This is a genomic window from Microbacterium halotolerans (assembly GCF_003569805.1).
Lineage (GTDB): Bacteria > Actinomycetota > Actinomycetes > Actinomycetales > Microbacteriaceae > Microbacterium > Microbacterium halotolerans.
This window is the reverse complement of record NZ_KZ984052.1, coordinates 574,808-592,559: the sequence shown is the minus strand read 5'-3', so window position 1 is coordinate 592,559 and position 17,752 is coordinate 574,808. Positions and strand designations below refer to the sequence as shown.

14 protein-coding genes are annotated in these 17,752 nt (G+C 67.8%); 9 read left to right on the top strand and 5 right to left on the bottom strand.

The annotated features are described in order from the left end of the window. The 5 genes from DZG09_RS16780 to DZG09_RS12060 form a co-directional block, all read right to left on the bottom strand. Positions 1-1,136, bottom strand: a 1,136-nt coding sequence (locus DZG09_RS16780) for a VaFE repeat-containing surface-anchored protein (protein ID WP_205529156.1), incomplete at its 3' end; no start/stop codon positions are given. Between the two features lie 194 nt (positions 1,137-1,330). Beyond that, a complete protein-coding gene (locus DZG09_RS12075) occupies positions 1,331-2,551 on the bottom strand; it encodes an ABC transporter permease (RefSeq protein ID WP_119697948.1) in 1,221 nt (406 codons plus the stop codon). Beyond that, entirely contained in the window at positions 2,548-3,237 is a 690-nt protein-coding gene (locus DZG09_RS12070; protein WP_119697947.1) for an ABC transporter ATP-binding protein, read from the bottom strand. The genes DZG09_RS12075 and DZG09_RS12070 overlap by 4 nt, the downstream gene beginning before the upstream one ends. After that, complete coding sequence (locus DZG09_RS12065) at positions 3,234-4,370, bottom strand: efflux RND transporter periplasmic adaptor subunit (protein ID WP_119697946.1); 1,137 nt, start codon at positions 4,368-4,370, stop codon at positions 3,234-3,236. Before DZG09_RS12065 ends, DZG09_RS12070 begins: the two co-directional genes overlap by 4 nt. Then, positions 4,367-4,861, bottom strand: a complete 495-nt coding sequence (locus DZG09_RS12060) for a hypothetical protein (RefSeq protein ID WP_119697945.1) — start codon at positions 4,859-4,861, stop codon at positions 4,367-4,369. The genes DZG09_RS12065 and DZG09_RS12060 overlap by 4 nt, the downstream gene beginning before the upstream one ends. A gap of 157 nt (positions 4,862-5,018) precedes the next feature. Between DZG09_RS12060 and DZG09_RS12055 the strand changes: the two genes are divergently transcribed. The 9 genes from DZG09_RS12055 to DZG09_RS12015 all read left to right on the top strand — a co-directional run bounded on the left by DZG09_RS12055 (position 5,019) and on the right by DZG09_RS12015 (position 17,667). Continuing rightward, on the top strand, positions 5,019-5,684 hold the full coding sequence (locus tag DZG09_RS12055) for a response regulator transcription factor (protein WP_119697944.1): 666 nt from the start codon (positions 5,019-5,021) through the stop codon (positions 5,682-5,684). After that, the gene (locus tag DZG09_RS12050) at positions 5,681-6,865 is read left to right on the top strand and encodes a sensor histidine kinase (RefSeq protein WP_119697943.1); all 1,185 of its coding nucleotides are present in this window, start codon (positions 5,681-5,683) and stop codon (positions 6,863-6,865) included. Before DZG09_RS12055 ends, DZG09_RS12050 begins: the two co-directional genes overlap by 4 nt. 334 nt (positions 6,866-7,199) lie before the next feature. Then, positions 7,200-8,132: an alpha/beta fold hydrolase gene (locus DZG09_RS12045; RefSeq protein WP_119698019.1), complete on the top strand. Its 933-nt coding sequence runs from the start codon at positions 7,200-7,202 to the stop codon at positions 8,130-8,132. Between the two features lie 226 nt (positions 8,133-8,358). Continuing rightward, on the top strand, positions 8,359-10,014 hold the full coding sequence (locus tag DZG09_RS12040; protein WP_119697942.1) for a choice-of-anchor A family protein: 1,656 nt from the start codon (positions 8,359-8,361) through the stop codon (positions 10,012-10,014). Positions 10,015-10,153: 139 nt separating this feature from the next. Next, positions 10,154-11,620, top strand: a complete 1,467-nt coding sequence (locus DZG09_RS12035) for a DUF3375 domain-containing protein (RefSeq protein WP_119697941.1) — start codon at positions 10,154-10,156, stop codon at positions 11,618-11,620. Next, complete coding sequence (locus DZG09_RS12030; protein ID WP_119697940.1) at positions 11,613-12,269, top strand: DUF4194 domain-containing protein; 657 nt, start codon at positions 11,613-11,615, stop codon at positions 12,267-12,269. The genes DZG09_RS12035 and DZG09_RS12030 overlap by 8 nt, the downstream gene beginning before the upstream one ends. Next, positions 12,266-15,619, top strand: coding sequence for an ATP-binding protein (locus DZG09_RS12025; RefSeq protein WP_119697939.1), 3,354 nt, complete (start codon positions 12,266-12,268; stop codon positions 15,617-15,619). Before DZG09_RS12030 ends, DZG09_RS12025 begins: the two co-directional genes overlap by 4 nt. Positions 15,620-15,650: 31 nt before the next feature. Beyond that, on the top strand, positions 15,651-16,376 hold the full coding sequence (locus tag DZG09_RS12020; protein ID WP_119697938.1) for a hypothetical protein: 726 nt from the start codon (positions 15,651-15,653) through the stop codon (positions 16,374-16,376). A gap of 85 nt (positions 16,377-16,461) precedes the next feature. After that, on the top strand, positions 16,462-17,667 hold the full coding sequence (locus DZG09_RS12015; RefSeq protein WP_119697937.1) for an ATP-binding protein: 1,206 nt from the start codon (positions 16,462-16,464) through the stop codon (positions 17,665-17,667). Positions 17,668-17,752: the final 85 nt, after the last annotated feature.

Genomic DNA, 17,752 nt, shown 5'->3' with positions numbered 1-17,752 from the left:
GTGCCGTTCGGGGTCTCCGGTGTGAACGTCGCCTCACCCGTGATTCCGGTGCCCTCACCTGTGGCGCTGTCCATCAGCTCACCGGTCAGCGTGTACTCCGTACCCGGAGTCAGGTTCTCGTATGAGACCACATCGACGATCGTGCCGCCCTCGGACGGAAGGACCCTGTCGCCATCGGTCTGGTCATGGGCGCTCGTGCCTATGGTGGGCTCGCCGGGTTCCTGGGCGGAGAACAGGAGCGTGCCGCGCAGGAGAGCGTCGTCGACGAGGATCATGTTCTGCGGTCGCTGGGCGGAGGACCATGAGGCGGGCTCGCGCATCATCACCGTCTGGGCAGGTGCGATGAGTGCTGGCTCCACCATCGCGCTGGTGTCGGTGATCGTGCCCTCGATGGTGAAGCCGCCGTCCGCGCCGGTGGTCACCGTCTCGACGGGCACGTCGAACCCGTACGTGCCTGCGATCTCCAGCTCCCGGTCGGGGATCGGAGTCCCCGCCGTTGTCTGCAGCCGGCCGGTCACCTCAACGGTGTCGCCGACGGTCCAGTCGCCGACGTCGTCGTAGGTGAACTCCCACTCGCCGCCGTACAGCGCGGCGTCGGCGAGCAGGGCGTCGTACACACCGTGGACCTCGGTGGTCTGCTGGCCCGACCCGATCGGATCCTCGTTCGCGTCGAACGCGTCCAGCGGCCACTGCGGATCATACGAGGCCGGCGCAGAGTTGGTCATGTTGTGGATGATCACAGACGCCGCAGCCGAGTGGTCGTCGGCGTCCTTGCCGACCTGGTTGATCACCGCGTCGCTCGCGGTCGACACGACGTAGGCGAGTGTCTGCATCTCGTCGTCCGACAGAGGGGAGCCGTCGTTCTTGGTCAGCGGCACCGGATTTCCGTACGAGTCCGCGTAGATCGGCTCCGGCGCCCAGATCGATGCGCACCATGCTTCGGTGCCGTCCGGCATCCGATAGGTGCCCTCCCAGTTCGGCGTGCCATCGCTGCCCGGCCACAGATAGCCGCGTACCTCTCCGTTGGCGCCATCCTCAGCAGCGGCGGGGGCCGCGAAACCGACGATTGCGCCGGTTGCAGCCACAGCTATTGCCGCGGCTGAGGCTGCGACCTTCTTTGTCCGCTTCTCTCTCATGGACGTTCATCCTCTGGGTCTTGTGCTGGATGCAGACGGCGTCATCGTCATCCCGTCACGCGTGTGGTTGTCAAAGTCGTGGTCTGCGACCTCTGACATGTCTACAGTTCGCGGTGAGGGGCGTCATGGCCTCCAAGTGAAGTTGGTACGTGATTTGGTACGCGCCGCATGCGCCGTGATCCGATCGCGCGCCGTCAGGAACTGAGCGCGGCGGTCGGCGGTGTCCGTGCTGCACGGACCGCCGGGTAGAGGCCTGCTGCAGCGCCGATGACGAGGGTCGCGCCCACTGCGACGCCGATCGCTGCCGCCGGCAGGGCGAACGGCCAGTCGTTGATGAGACCCATGACCGCTGTGGCAACTGCTCCGAGAACGCTGCCGAAGACGCCTCCGAGAGCAGACAGCAGGAGCGCTTCGGTGAGGAACTGGACCAGGATGTGGTGGCGGGTCGCTCCCAGGGCACGTCGCAGTCCGATCTCGCGTCGGCGCTCCAACACCGAGATGATCATGGTGTTCGCCACCCCGATTCCTCCCACAAGCAGGGCGATCGACCCCAGTCCCAGGAGCAGGCCGGTGAAGGCATCGTTCGCCGCGCTCTGGGCAGCGAGAGCATCAGAGGGGCGGGAGACATCCACATCGTTCGGAGCCTGAGGAGAGATCGTGGCCGCGAGCAGCGACCGGACCTCGTCGACGGCATCGTCCGCGGAGCGCTCGTAGATCGTGGTGGGCGAACCGTCATAGCCGAAGAGCGTCCTCGCGGCGCCTTCCCCGATGAGTGCAGCGGTGTCCAACTCGGGCGCGAGAGCGGAGGGAGCGAGGACGCCGATGACGGTGAAGTACTGCCCGCCGAGCCAGACCTGTGTGCCCGGCGTGACGACGCCGAGGCGTGTGGCGGCGGTGCTGCCGAGGACGACTGCGGGAAGACCTTCGGTGGCCGGGTTCAGCCAGGTTCCGGATGCGACCCGGGTGGACGTGACGTCCAGCAGATCGAGGTCGGCCACCATGGTGGCGATGCCACCGGTCGCGGCCGGATCAGCGAGCGGACTGCGATAGACGCTGACGGGAAGCGCGGCGGTGCTGCTGGCGGACTCCACTCCATCGATGAGAGCGACCTTCCCCAGGGCGTCCGGGGACATGGCGACTCGCTCGCCGGTGAAGTCGGTGCCTGGCGAGGCGGTCAGGAGGTCGGTGCCGAGCTGGGAGAGCTGTTCGTTCAGACGCGCCTGGCTGGAGGAGGAGATCCCCACAACGGCGATCATCGCCGCGATCCCGATCGCGATCCCGAGGGCGGAGAGCACCGCCCTGGTCGGTCGGGCCCGCAAGCCGGTGGTGCCAAGCCGCAGGATGTCGCGCGACAACAGGCGCGAGCGCTGCGGCGAAGCGGAGCTGGGCGGGTCTGATGCGGTGAGCGCGGTCATGCGTGGATCTCCTGGGCTGAGTCGCTGACGATGCGTCCGTCCCTGATAGCGATGCGGCGGGGCAGCTGGGCGGCGAGCTCGTTGTCATGGGTGATGACCACCACGGTGGTGCCCTGCGAGTTGAGCTCGTGCAGCAGTCCGACGATCGATGCTCCCGCGGTGCTGTCGAGGTTGCCTGTGGGCTCATCGGCGAGCAGGAGCGGCGGATCACCGACGACGGCGCGAGCGATGGCGACGCGCTGACGCTCCCCGCCGGAGAGCTGGTGGGGAAGGTGGGTCAGCCGATGACCCAGGCCGACGCGCCGCAGCGCGACTTCGGCCTGGCGGTAGCGCTCACCGAGCGGTGTGCCGGTGTAGAGGAGACCGTCGGCGACGTTGTGGACAGCGGTGACCCCTTCGGCGAGGTGGAACTGCTGGAAGACGAAGCCGATCCGGTGGGCGCGCAGCGCCGACAGGGAACGGTCGTCGAGACTGTCGACATCGAGCCCATCGACGTGGGCGCTGCCGGCCGTTGGGCGGTCGAGGGTGCCGATGAGGTTGAGCAGAGTGGACTTGCCCGATCCGCTCGGCCCGACGATCGCGACGAACTCGCCGGCGTCGATCCGCAGCGACACCCCGGCGCAGGCGAGCACCGGTGGGTCGCCGTAGGCGCGTTGGACGTTCTCCAGTGCGATGACGGGGTTCATCGTTGCGGTACCACCACTTCTGCTCCCTCCGCGATGCCGTCGCCGGCGATCTCCACGCGTCCGCCTGCGAACAGGCCGGTCTCGACGGGCACCTGACGGGTCGAGCCGTCCGGTTCCACGAGCTCGACGCCGAACTGGTCGGGGGTGATCGCCAGCAGCGCGCCGACCGGCACCGAGAGGACATCTTCGCGGGACTGGCTCGGGATGTCGACGGTCACCGATGCTTCCTGGAACGCTGATGCAGCGTCCGCGTCATCCAGCGCGACCACCACCGGGATCACCGTGGTCGCCTCCCCGGTGCCGCTTTCGGTCTCTGTCGGCGTTCCGACTGAGACGATCGTCCCAGACGTGTTCTCGCCACCGGGCAGACGCACGATGACCGCCGCATCGAGGACCGCGAGCTGCTGATCGGCGAGGCCCAGGTCCACTTCCACGATCTGGGTGGTGCTTGAGGCTTGGAACAGCTCGCTCCCCGCAGCGATCTGGTCGCCGACGCTCGCGGTCAGCGTGCCGATGCGCAGGTCGCCTTCTGCGAAGACGACGGATCCGAACGGCAGTTCCCCTGTGCGCTCGAGCCCGTGGGATTCCTGCCAGTCCATGATCGCTTCCACGGTCGCCCACCGGAACAGCTCGTCGGGCTCGTCTGCGAAGAAGCCGAGCTCTCTCAGCGCCTCCTCCAGCTGCTGCACGTCCGCTCCGTCGCCCATTCCGCTGGCGAATCCGCGCCACGTCGGTATCTCACCGCGCAGCAGGAACACCGGTGCATCGTCGATCGAGTACAGGCTCTCTCCGGCAGACACGGTGGTGCCAGGGCTGGGCAGTCCGGTCACCGTTCCCGCTGCCCCCGCCTGGACCGCGCGGGAGTCGTCGTATCGCAGAGTTCCGGTCGCGCTGGTGCTCTCCTCCAGATCTCCTCGCACCACCTGTTCGGTGGCGAACTGCTGCTGCGGTGCGTCATGGCCCGTGTCGGCCAGCGCACCGGTCGAGACGGCCCAGACTCCCGCCCCGACGGCACCGAGAAGAATGACTCCGACGACGGCGCCGAAGATGAGTCGGCGCCGTGATCGTTCTCGCGGTGGAAGGACATCTGTGGATTCGTTCTCGAGTTCGTTCTCATGCTGAACCGCAGTCACGGAATGGCCTCTTCCGCGACAGCTCCGCACTCGTCGAGCAGCTCCTGTCCGACGTCCATCGGCACCGTCAGCCCCTCCTCAGGCGCCGGATCGGGGACATCGAAGCCGTTGTCACGCAGGCACTTCGCCAACGCCAGGTCGAACTCATGCTGTCCCTTCGCTGGTTTCGCACCCCCGTCGCCTCCGGGCGGTGTGCCCAGCTCGTCCGAGCAGAGCTCGGCAGCCTCCACGAATCCGTCTCCCGTCCCGGCTTCGATCTGCATGCCGTCCTCTCCGGGGTCGGGCACGTCGACACCCTGCTCACGCATGCACTCGGCGAACGCGAGCTGATATTCCTCCGCGGTGGCGAACGAGGACTGCTCGGGGCCGTTCTCAGAACTCTCCTCGACCGCGTCCGGGGTCTCGTCGCTGCACCCGGCCATGCTCGCGCCCGTGAGGATCAGCGCAGCCAGCGCGGCGGCGAAGGCGGCGGTTCGGTGAAGTCGTCTCATCAGCACTCCTTGAGTTCATAGCCGCGGTCTCTCCGGCGGCACATGACCAGTCGATCAAGGGCGGCGTTCTCAGAGCGTTCAGGAATTTCTTTATGCCGTCGCAACGCTTCGTGTGATTCGCTGTCATACGGCTGACGACACAGACGAGAGGCGTGTGATGCGGGTCCTGATCGTGGAGGACGACCCCTACCTCGCCGATGCCATTCGCACCGGCCTGCGACGGGAGACGATCGCCGTGGACGTCGTCCATGACGGAGTGCAGGCGTTGGAAGCGGTGATCGACGAGAACTACGACATCGTGGTCCTCGACCGCGACCTGCCAGGCGTTCATGGCGACGAGGTCTGCGCCGACCTCGCCCGCGAGCACCCGGAGGTCCGCGTGCTGATGCTCACCGCCGCCCGCACCCTGGATGACCGGGTGACCGGCTTCGAACTCGGCGCCGATGACTACCTGTCCAAGCCGTTCGAGTTCCCCGAGCTGGTCGCACGACTGCGCGCCCTGGAAAGACGCAGCCAGCCGGCCAGCCCACCGGTGCTCGACGCGCACGGCATCCGGTTGGATCCGTTCCGCCGCGAGGTCTACCGCGGAGGCCGTCTCATCCGTCTCAGTCCGAAGGAGTTCGCCGTCCTGCACACCTTGATGAAGGCCGACGGTGGAGCCCTTGGGGCGCACACCCTGCTCGAACAGGCCTGGGACGCCAATGCGGACCCGTTCAGCAACACCGTCCGCGTGACCGTCTCCAACCTCCGCAAACGCCTCGGACAGCCCTGGGTCATCCAGACTGTGCCAGGCGCCGGATACCGCTTCGGCGCCACCGCATGACCACACGGGAACAGCGACCCGCCTCGGGCAGACGCAGGCTCACGATCCGCATGCGCCTGTGCGCGAGCTACGCCGGCCTCGTCGCCGTATGCGGCATCGTGTTCATCGCGCTGCTCTATCTGTATATGCGGTACGTACCCAACTATGAGCTGCAGATACGCCACGCCACCGAGTTCGATCCGGCGATGGTCCCCGACTCCGACATCATCGAGTCCGGGCCGACTCAGCCCCTCGAGATCAGAACGGCTGACGACGTCCTCGACAACATCCTTCTCGCATCCGCCGCCGCGCTTGCCGTCCTCGTCATCCTCGGCGGCGTACTTGGGTGGGTGATGGCAGGGCGCATCATCAGACCGCTGGCCACGATCAACACCGCCGCCAGTCGTGCAGCCACCGGTCGTCTCAACCACCGCGTCAGTATGGACGGGCCACGGGATGAGATCCGTGACCTGTCCGAGACCTTCGACCGCATGCTCTCCTCCCTGGAACAGTCCTTCGAGGCACAGCAGCGCTTCGCCGCGAACGCTTCTCACGAGCTGCGCAGCCCTCTGACGACCGTCAAGACCATGATCGACGTCACGCTGGCCGACCCCGAGGCGAATGCTCGCGAGCTTCGTTCGCTGGCCGAACGCATCCGTGACGTCAACCAGTCGAACATCGACATCATCGAAGCACTCCTCGACCTCGCCGGCGCGAGCAGTGCATTGCATTCCTGGGAAGCCGTGAACCTCACCGAGACTGTGGCCGCCGCAGTCGCGGCGCACGAAGACGAGGCCCGCGAAACAGGGCTGATCGTCACCACTCGCATCGAGGACGCGTGGGTGCGCGGCGACCCGATCCTGCTCCGGCATGCGCTGTCGAATCTGCTGCGCAACGCGATCCAGTACAACCGACGGGACGGATGGATCACCGTCACCACTGCATATGATCCCGTTTCGAAGTCTGCGCTGATCACGGTCGCCAACTCCGGCCCGATTGTCTCCGCAGGAGCCATCGAGCAGCTCTCTGAACCGTTCTTCCGAGGCAGCGGGCGAACAGTGACACGAGGAGAGGGCCATGGACTCGGCCTCGCCATCGTCCGTGCCATCACCGACGCACACAACGGAACACTCAGTCTGACATCGGGGCAGGACGGGGGTCTCACCGCAGAGATCCGTCTTGACGCGTCCGCTGCATGGTAGACCTCGGCGATCCGCGCCGCCCGGAGCATCTTCCGCCGCCGGCACTCGAACGTCGTCGTCGCCGCTCGCGACGATGACGGCCGCTTCGTCCTCCGAGCCGCCCCGCAGCTGAGCAGAGAAGCCCTGGTCGATGCCCGGATGCCCGGATGCGGTCATCCCATCGTGCGCGCAGAGCTCGACGTCCCAGGCGATGCCGTGCACCAGTCGCGTCGGCGGCAGCGCCCATCAGGTGCACGTTCGTGCATCCGGCGTTCGAATCCGAGTGCTCGCGCTGTGCTGGTGGGTAGCATGGCGACGACTTCGCACCGAGGCGGAGCAGGATGAAGAGGACGTGATGGCACTTCACGAGGTCGAATTCGCATCGCACAATGCGCGTGACATGATTCAGGGCTGGATCTACGAGCCGACCCGCCCGGCCAGGGCGATCGTGCAGATCGTGCACGGCCTCGGCGAGCATTCCAGGCGCTACCTCCCGCTCATCGATGCACTGCTCGATGCGGGCTTCGTGGTCGCGGCGGACGACCATGCAGGGCACGGTCGCACGGCGATGCTCTCCGGCGTGTGGGCTGACGCCGGTGCGGATGCCGCGACGACCGTCGTAGAGGACGAGCGCACGCTGCTCGGGCTCGTTCGCGAGCGCCATCCCGACCTGCCGTACGTCGTGTTCGGCCACTCGTGGGGGTCGATGATCGCTCGAGCGCTCGCCTCGGGGGAGAACGGTGGGCTCGACGGCCTCGCGCTGTGCGGAATCGCCGCGCAGATGCACGGCATGGAGAATGTGCTGGATCGCGGTGCACTCGTCGCGGCTGAAGGCGACGATTCCCCGGCGTCGGAAGAACTGGTCGGACAGCTCTTCGACGGCTTCCTCGATCGTTACGGCGATGGTGCGGGGCCCACCGATTGGGTGGCCAGAGATGCGGATGTCGTGCGCGACCACGGCGTCGATCCGCTGAACAACTTCGGCGCTCCGATGTCAGTGCGCTTCATGCGGGGCTTCGTCGGGCTGTACGACGCGGTCAACGCCCCGGAGTGGTACGGCACCATCCGCGCCGACCTGCCCGTCCTCATCCTCGCGGGGGACCAGGACCCTGTGACGAACTTCGGTGAGGGCGCGTACCACGTCGCGAACCGCTTGGTGCGGACCGGAGTCACCGATGTGCGCACGGTCGTATACCCGGGATTCCGACACGAGGTGCACAACGAACCGGAGACGCGCGACGACGTGGCGGCGGAGCTCGTCCTGTTCGTCGAGAGCTCGATCGGCTGACGTCGAGGCCGGTCGCGCGCCGCCGGTCGTCTGGATCCGAGGCATCCGCAACCCGTCAGCGGTCCCGGCGCGTTCGCAGACGAGTCCTTCTGCGACGTCGGCGTGAGGCGGCGCGCACAGGAGCTTTCGCGATTCGCGTGATGAAATCGGACATCCGCAGTCTTATATAAGGCGGGGTGCGGTTCGTGCACCCGAGACTCGAAGCTGTTTTCCCTTGGAGATATCTGTGATCAGTAGTACCCGTTTCCGCGCGATCAGCGCCGCGGCCGCACTCGCGCTCGTGGCTTCAGGCGGTGTGGTGCTGAGCGCCGCACCCGCCTCGGCTGCAGCAGTCGATCGCTGTCCGGCGATCGATGAGATGCCGGACATCGGCAACGAGCCGACGTTCACCGACAGCGGCGTCGCCGTGTACGCGGGCGGTGACTACACCGTGCTGGACGCTGCCGCTGAGTCAGAAGGTCTGCTGGTGGTCGCCGGCGACGCGAACATCGACAAGACCGGAGGAGTGTTCAACGTCGGTTCGGTCGGCGTGGGCTCCGGCATCGCCCCCGCGGGAGGGGACACCATGCTGGCCGTCGGCGGCAGCCTCGGAATCGCGGACGGCACACGCGTCGATGTGGGTGCCCTCGTCGAAGGCGGCGGTGGCGTGAGAGTGGGAGAGACGGCTTCAGGCGCCATCGAGACCAACGGTGCGCCCCGGGAGGAGGGTCTGGGCGCTGCTGCGGCGGTCGCCCCGTACGCTGACTTCAGCACGGATATCGCCGACGCCTCGTCGCGGCTGGGCGAACTCGGCTCGAACGCTGCGACGACCGTGCTCGGCAACACGATCACCTTCACCGGCGTTCCAGGTGAGGATCTTCAGGTCTTCGACATCACGGCGGCCGATCTGTCGACCGGCGCCGAGCTCCATTTCGACGATATCCCCGAGAACGCAGCCATCCTGGTGAATGTCGTCGGCGGACAAGCCGAACTCTCGCCGTACTGGATGGGCTTCGACGGCACGCGACTCGATGATCCGTCCGGGGCAGGCATCGGCGGGGCGGCCGCGCGCATCCTGTGGAACTTCACCGACGCCACCGACGTCACGATCGGCGGAAGCAGCCAGGTCCTGGGGTCGCTGCTGGCGCCCAGCGGCTCGTTCGACATCACGGCGTCGACGAACGGTCGCGTCTACGCCGGCGGTGACATCACCACGCGCGGCACGGGGAACGAGCAGCACAACTACCCGTGGGTCGGCGACCCGCTGTTCGGCTGCGAGCAGCCGGCAGAGGAACCGGCAGTCGGCGGGTTCGACGTCGTGAAGGTCGTCACCGGCGACGCATCTGCACTCGTTCCTGCGGACACCGAGTTCACGGTGGAGTATCGCTACGACGACGTCGTGGGAGAGCTCACCGTTCGCGCCGACGGCGAGCCGGCCGTCGGGCCGGAAGACATCCCGGAGGGCACTCTCGTGACGGTCGGCGAAGTCGATCTGCCGACAATCGATGGCGTGGAGTGGGGCGAGCCCGTCATCGATGCCGAGACCTCGACGATCGAAGGCGATCAGATCATCCGGATCACCGTCACGAACACCGCCGAGGAGAATTCGACGTCGACCGACACCGATGCGGACTCTTCGACCGACGCCGATGCGTCGACGGACACGGACACCTCCGCTGACGGTGACGCTTCGACGGACTCGGATGTCTCGACCGACACGGACGTCTCGGTGGATGCTGACGACATCGACGCGAGCGGGGCGACCGACGGAGAGCACAACGGCACAGATGCGACGGAGCTCGCCGTGACCGGTGCTGCCGCGCCCATCGGCATCGTGACGGTTGCAACGGTCCTGCTCGTGCTCGGCGTCGTTGCCGGGTCTCTTCGCACCCGCCGCGCCTGAGCACGGTCTGCTGCCGGGTTCCCGCACCCTCCGAGTGCGGGAACCCGGCAGCAGACCGATGCCGTTTCGGTGACGTGCTCGAAGTCCGCTCAGCCGTGCGGGAACGTGCACAGGACTGCACACCGGTAATCTGGTGAGGATGACCACTTCGCGTTCTGAGACCGCCTACCAGCGTGCGGCTGCGGCATTCCGGAACCCGACTCTCGACCTGCTGCACGGCCGATACGCGCCGTTCGTCGTGACGGCGCTCTCGCTGGTGTTCACGGTCGACCGTCCGGCTGTCGCCGTGTCGGATGCGCACGTCGAGGTCGGAGAGATCGCAGACGAACTGCGCGCGGTCGGCTACGACGAGGGGGAGCGGCGCGTTCCCGCAGGAGGCGGCCGCGACATCTGCCGCTACTGGGTGCGCGTCGGATGGCTCGTGCCGCAGATCGAGGAAGCTCAAGAGGTGTACCGCCTTTCGGCCCAGGCGGTCGGTGCGCTCGAGATCGCGGGGCGGACGGGCGGCGGACGCGCTCGCGTGTCGAGATCGCGCGTGCGCACCCTGCTTGACTCCGTCGACCAGCTCACGCAGGACGCCGAGACCGACCCGAACACCCGGATCGCCAGGCTCACGGCGGAGCGCGCCGAGATCGATGCCGAAATCGATCGGCTGATGCGCGGCGAGGTCGACCCCGTAGACGATGAGCAGCTGCTGGAGGAGGCGGAGAACGTGCTCCACCTCTCCCGCGAACTGCCGGCAGACTTCTCCCGCGTGGCGGAATCGATCCAAGCGATGCAGCGCGACGTGGTCGCCGAGCTGCGTCGAGACATCAGGCCGACCGGCGACGTGCTGCGCGAGTACCTGCACCGCGGGCAGCACATCATGCAGCAGACGCCAGAGGGCCGCGCCTTCGTCGGCGCGCTGGGGCTGATCGGCGATCCGGAGCACATCGACCAGCTCACCGAACAGGTGCACGACCTGCTGGCGCAGCCGTTCGCACGGCTGCTCGCGGCGGACCAGCGCGGCGAGCTGCACGCGATCGCCAAGCGCGTCGAGCAGGGCGTCGCCGATGTGCTCACGGCGCAGCGGCGAGCGTCGCACGTGATCACCGCCCAGGTGCGCACGCACGACCCCGCGCGCGACCGCGAGGTCGACGAACTGCTGCGCGAGGTGATGAGCGGTATGCAGACGTGGATGTCGTCGTCGCGCGCCGCCGACCGCGTCGAGCCGTTGCGCAGCCTGCCGGCGGCAGGCGTCGGCCACCTGCGTCAGACCCTGTCCGACCCGCGGCCGCCCCGTACGCCCGAGCCACTCGCGCTCGGCGAAGCCGAAGCGGAGTTCGTCGACGCCGACACCCGCGACTGGGGCGGCCCGATGTACGGCGAGTTGGAGGCGTACGTCTCCGCCCTCGATGGCGAATTCGACCTCGGCGACGCGTTCACCGGCGCGTCGAGCCGCCGCCCTGTCGATCTGGTCGGCCTGCTCGAGATCGCCCACCGCAACGGCATGACCGACGGCGGCGACGTGTCGATCGTCGAGGCTCTCCGCCCCGACGGCACGCGTCGCCGCTTCGCGTTCGGCTCCGTGACCGCCCGTACCGTGAAGGACGCAGACGATGACTGACACCGCCGCCGCAGAGGACGAAGCCTTCATCTCGCCCGTTCCGATGGAGAGCGACCCCGACGAGTGCTTCGCGGGTGACCGCGGCGTGCTCGCGCCCGAGGTGCGACGTGTGCTGGTGCGGCTGCTGCAGCGACGCTACCTCCTCGCCGAGCGCAGCAAAGAGGACTGGTCGGTGCTGATCGAGAACCAGCAGCTGGTGGAGTCGCGCCTGCACGACCTGTTCGTGCGCCTCGTCGTCGACACATCGCGCGGGGTCGCGTACAAGCAGCAGGTGCGATCCGACGAACTCGACGTGCCGATCCTGCTGCGCGACGAGGCGTACTCGCGCGCTGAGACCCTCGTGCTCGTGTATCTGCGCACGGTCTACCAGCGCGAGTCGACCGCGGGGGAGAGACAGGCGCGCGTGGACGTGGAGGAGGTAGAGCAGACCGTGCTCAGCTATTTCACCGACACCGACGGCGACGTCGCCCGCAGACAGCGCGCCGTCAGGGGCGCGCTGGCGCGTCTGCGCCAAGAGGGCATCGTCGAGGAGGAGTCGGAGGGTCGCTTCCTGATCAGCCCTCTGGTGGAGATCGTGCTCAGCGCCGATCGACTGCGTGAGCTCGCCTCGTGGCTGCACACCGAGAACGCAGAGGAGGCCGCATCGTGACCATGCTCGACACCCTGTTCGGGATGATTCCCGCCGAGTCCCGCGGCCAGCAATGGGTCGCCGACGAGCTTCAGCTGGTGAACTGGGGCGGCTACGACGGTGCGCACCGAGTGCGGTTCTCGCCGCGGGCGACGTTGCTCGTCGGCGGATCCGGATCAGGCAAGTCGACGCTGATGGACGCCTACATCGCGCTGATGATGCCGCACACGACGCCGTTCAACGGTGCGTCCAACGGCGGCGTCACCGGCCGCCCCCGCGGTGAGGACCAGCGCAACATCCTGTCCTACGGTCGTGGCAAGATCGACGAATCGCGCACCGAGAACGGCACCCAGATGCGAGTGCTCCGCGGCGACGGCGCCGATACTTGGACTGCCGTCGCCATGACCTGGACCGACTACGACGGCTCGCAGTTCAGCGCTGTGCGCGCCTGGTACATCCCGGCGGCGGCCCGTACCGTGGACGACACGGTGCGCGTGCGCGCCACGGTCGACGGCGCGTTCGACGTCACCGATCTGGAGGCGGCGGCGGCACTTCGTCTCGCGGATCACGCGGTTCGTCAGACGGGCCTCGAGACCGTGGCGACCGAGCGGGAGTTCACCGCGCGGCTGCATTCGGCCCTCGGCATAGGCGCAGCGGGTGCCGGCACGAAGGCGATGAGTCTGCTGGCGCGCATCCAGGCGGGGCAGCAGATCACCACCGTCGACGACCTGTACAAGCGAATGGTGCTCTCCGAACCCGAGACGCTGGCCACTGCCGACGCGGTCGTGAGCCATTTCGATGAGCTCGATGCGACCAGGGAGCGCATGGTCACGGCGCGCAAGCAGGTGCGTGCGCTGACGCCCATCCGCGGTATGCGGGAGAGGATCGAGGAGTCGGCCGAGCGGCTGCGACTGATCGACGAGATCGGGGTGTTCTCCGATCCGGAGTCGATCGCATCGCTGTGGCGAGACGACAAGCGCCTCGGGCTGCTGCGCGAGACCGAACGGGAGCTGCAGCGCGCCAAGCGCGAGGCCGACGATGTCGTGAACGAGCAGGAATCGCTGGCCGCGGCGGCGGAATCGGAGCGCGACGGGCTCGCCGAGGTGCTCCGTGGTGCGGGCGGCGACCGACTGCACACCGCTGAGCGGGAGCTGCGTGAGACCGAACGTCGCATGGCGAGGGTCGAGGCAGAGCGCACACGCTTCGACGAGACGATCGCACAGCTCGGCGCGGACGTCTCCTCTGCTCGTGCTTTCGCCGCGCTGCAGACGGAAGCCGCTGAAGCGCTCGACGATCCTGATCTGAAGCGCGCAGCGCGTGAAGCATACGCCGAGGCGCGCGGCGCCTCTCGCGAGATCGAACGGGAGGTCGCGGCACTCGAGGACGACGCCCGACGAGCGGGGGGCCGCGCCGACAGCATCCCGCAGGCGCTGCATGACTCCCGTGAGGCGCTCGCGGACGCGGCTGGTCTGATGCCGGAGGATCTGCCGTTCGTGGGTGAGCTGATCGAGGTGCGCACCGAGTTCGAGCCATGGAGCGAAGCCGTGGGGCTCGCTCTCGGCGGGTTCGCGACGACGCTCCTGATCGATCGGCGCCGCCTGGCCGCGTTCCGAGCCGCGATCAACCGGGTGCGCACGCCCGTACGGGTGCGCTACGAGGGCGCGGAGTCCGACCTCGGCGCGGCACGCAGCCTCGATCCGGCGACGCTGCCCGGCCGACTCGACTATCGGGAGTCTTCCTTCGTCGGTTGGCTGCAGGACCGTCTGGAGCGCCAGTTCGGCTTCGTGTGCGTCGATTCCCCTGACGAGCTCGACGCACATCCGTCGGCGCTCACGATCGCCGGGCAGATGTCGAACGGCAGCCGCGGTGCGCACGGCGGGCACGGCAGGGCGAACGTGCTGGGCTTCTCGAATCGGCGGCGCATGGCGAGCATCAACCGCAGCCTCGATGCGGCGCGCGCCCGACTCGCCGACCAGAAGCAGGTCGAGCTCGCCGCGGCCGCAGCGCTCGACGACCTCGACTCACGCCTCACCGCATACGGCCGGATCCGCGAGCTCGCCTGGAGTGAGATCGACGTCGTCGCCGTCAGCGGCGAGCGGGATAGATGGGCCGCGGTCATCGACGAGGTCACGGTGGACAATCCCAAGGTGCAGGACCTGCAGCGCCAGATACGGGCGGCGAAGAAGAAGCTGCAGTCGCTGCAGGAGCACACCGGCCGTGCCCGGGCCGAGCAGGAGCGCATCGCGCAGCGCTGGGCCGCGATCACCGACGAGGTCGACGAGGCGCAGCAGCGCATCGACGAGGCGACTCAAGCGGAGCGCGAGCTCACCGACGCCCAGCGTGCCTACCTCGACGACCGCTTCGCGCCGCCGGTTGGGCAGGAGGCGACGACTCGTGCCGCAGAGCTGGAACGGTTCGACGCCGCACTCTCGACGGCGGCGAAGCAGCTGATCGGAGACCAGGCGGCCGCGCAGGCGACCCTCGCCGAACAGCGCGACGCGCTGCGCCGTACCCTGGAGGGCTTCCTTGAGGCATGGCCGAACCCGAACCTGACGGCGGACCCTGAGGGATCCTTCTCGGACTTCGAGCGCATCCTCGCCGAGCTCGAGACGAGCGGACTGCACGAGCTGGAGGCCGAGTGGCGGGAGAGCCTGGTCAGTCTCTCGGGCAACGACCTCACCAATCTCGACTCCGCGCTCGGGCGCGCGCTCCGCGAGATCCGGGAGCGCATCGAGCCCGTCAACCGCATCATGCAGGAGCTGCCGTTCTACGACGACGCGCATCGCCTGCAGATCGTCGCGCGAGAGACGTCGTCCGAGGTGCGGCGCCGGTTCCGGCGCGAGCTGCGCGAAGTCCGTTCGCTGATCGCAGATACGGCGAACGAGGACGAACGCGAGCGGATCTACGACCGGATGGCCAGGCTGATCGCGCGCATCCGGCGCACGTCGCCCGACTTCGCCGATCTCGTAGACGTGCGCGGCCACGTCAGGGTGAGCGCGGAGAAGATCGACGCGGTCACGAAGGAGCACGTCGCGCTCTACGACCACATCGGCGAGAAATCGGGCGGAGAGTCGCAGGAGCTGATCGCCTTCATCGTCGGGGCGGCGCTGCGCTACCAGCTGGGCGACGCCGACGCCGAGCGCCCGAGGTACGCACCGGTGTTCCTCGACGAGGCGCTCATCAAAGCGGATGCGCACTTCACCAAACGCGCGATCGGCGCGTGGCGCGGCCTCGGGTTCCAGCTCGTGATCGGCGCGCCGAACGACAAGTACAGTGCGATCGAGCCCCACGTCGATGCGGAGTACGACATCCTGAAGGACACACGCGGGCGTTCGTGGGCCAAACCGAAGGTGGGTCTGCCCGAGGTGTGACATCCCGCACCGTGCTCGATATCGTTGCCGTATGCGATGCAGGGGGAACAGGGCGCACGGCGTCGTCGTGGCGGCTGCGCTGGTATTCGCGGGCGGGCTGCTCACTGCATGCGGGCCCAGCCCGCTGTCGGCTCCGGGCGGCAGTTCTCCCGACGTGACGCCGGACGGGCAGGTCGCGTACGCATGCGGGCTCGCGGGATCCGCTGCGGAGCAGCTGCAGTCCGCAGCGGATTGGGAGGATCTGCGGATGATCGGGGAGGACACAGAAGACGTGGCGATCGAGCTGGGCGCCATCGGAGGGCTGCTGGGTGCGATGGGCGCATACCAACTCGCCGACCACGCTGTGATGAGCGAAGCCTCGGTCGAGATTCTGAAGGGCGTCGCGTCGCATAATATCGACGCCATGCCCGGGGCACTTGCGACGATCGAAGCCGAGTGCGAGGCGGCATCCGTCGTTCCGCTGGCCGACGCACAGCTCACGCCGGAACGACGGATCTCATACGCCTGCGCGCTGGCCGCGTACGTGATCGATGAGCACGGGGATGCGAACGAATGGGGGAGCTTCGGCGAAGAGCCCGCGTTTCACGAGGCGGGCAGCGTAGGCGCGCTCCTGGGCGGGATGAACGGCCATGTGATGAAGGAGGCTCCGGATGTCTCCGAGGCGGGAGGCGACGTCGTCACATCCGTCTCAAGGATGGACATGGCCGGGCTGAACGACGGCCTCGAGGCGGTCGTCTCGGGGTGCGAGGCGCTCTGACAGGCCGCGAGCAAGGGAGGGAACTCCAACTGCACTTACACCGATTTATATTTCGTCAATGTATAAATCGATGTAAGGTGCGGGCATGCTGCCGAATCCGTACACTCCGGGAGGTCGTCCGCGCGTGTTCGTCGGGCGCGACGACGAGCGCCGAGCCCTGCGAGACCGCCTGGCACGGGTGATCGCGTTCGGCGAGATGGCGGGTCCGCTCACCATCGTCACGGGGCCGCGAGGTCTGGGGAAGACCTCCCTGCTCCGGGATGTGGCCGACCAGGCGGCCGTCGACGGATTCGTTGTGGTCTGGGCCGCGGGCGTGAAGCGTCAGCCCGTGCTGCGTGACCTGGCGATGAAGGTGCGCAGTGCGCTCGAACGCGCCGACGTGCTGGACTCGCCGCACACGCGCCAGCGGTTCAAGGAACTGGGCGTCCGCTTCCACCTGGGCGTCGCTTCGGTCGAAGCGAAGTTCGGCCCTGCGGCCGATGCTGACGCATCCGCAGCGGTGGCCCTCACCGATATCGAGGATCTCCTGTTCGAAGCGTCGAACGCGGTGCGCCGGCGCGGGGGAGCAGGCCTTTTGATCGTGCTGGACGAACTGCACGCCCCGCTCGATCCGCGAAGCGGGAGCGATCATTCCCCCGATCCTGCCGCGCTCCGCGATGTCGCACTGCTGATGAACGCATTTCAGAACATGGACGCTGAACGCGAGCGGTTCCCTCTGGCGGTCGTCGGTGCGGGCCTGCCGCAGACGAAGAGCCTGCTGACTCGGGCTGCCACCTTCGGAGAGCGCACACACGAGACGATCCTGTCCGAACTCGACGAGAACACGTCCCAGGCGGTGCTGGTCGAGCCTGCGCGTCAGCTCGGCGTCACCTGGCGCGATGAGGCGATCTCCGCTGCCGTGGCGCGCGCTGACGGCTATCCGCAGGCGCTTCAGGTCATCGGCGCCGCCGCGTGGGAGACGGCCCGTCCCGGGACGGGCGGGGAGATCACGCTGTCGGATGTGGAACGCAGCTCGGCGGAGGTCGATGCGCAGATGGGGTCGATGTTCGGGGCCCGCTGGGACGTCGCCACGGGATACGAGCGTCGTCTCATGCGTGCGATGGCCGAGCTGGAAGGAGACATCGTCGCACGGCGCGACATCGCCGAGCGCATGGGAGTTCGCTCCGGCGACTTGGGCGTGGCCCGAGCGTCGCTGATCAGCAAGGGCATCATCGAGCCCGCAGGGCATGGAAGCCTGCGCTTCACCATTCCCGGGTTCGACGCCTTTGTTCGCGATCGCGGCGACGACTGACGGCTTTTCCGATCAAAGGGAAACGCACGTCTACGTGCGCGGGCGCGGCCTACGGTCGGAACTACGTCAGCACATGCTCAACGAG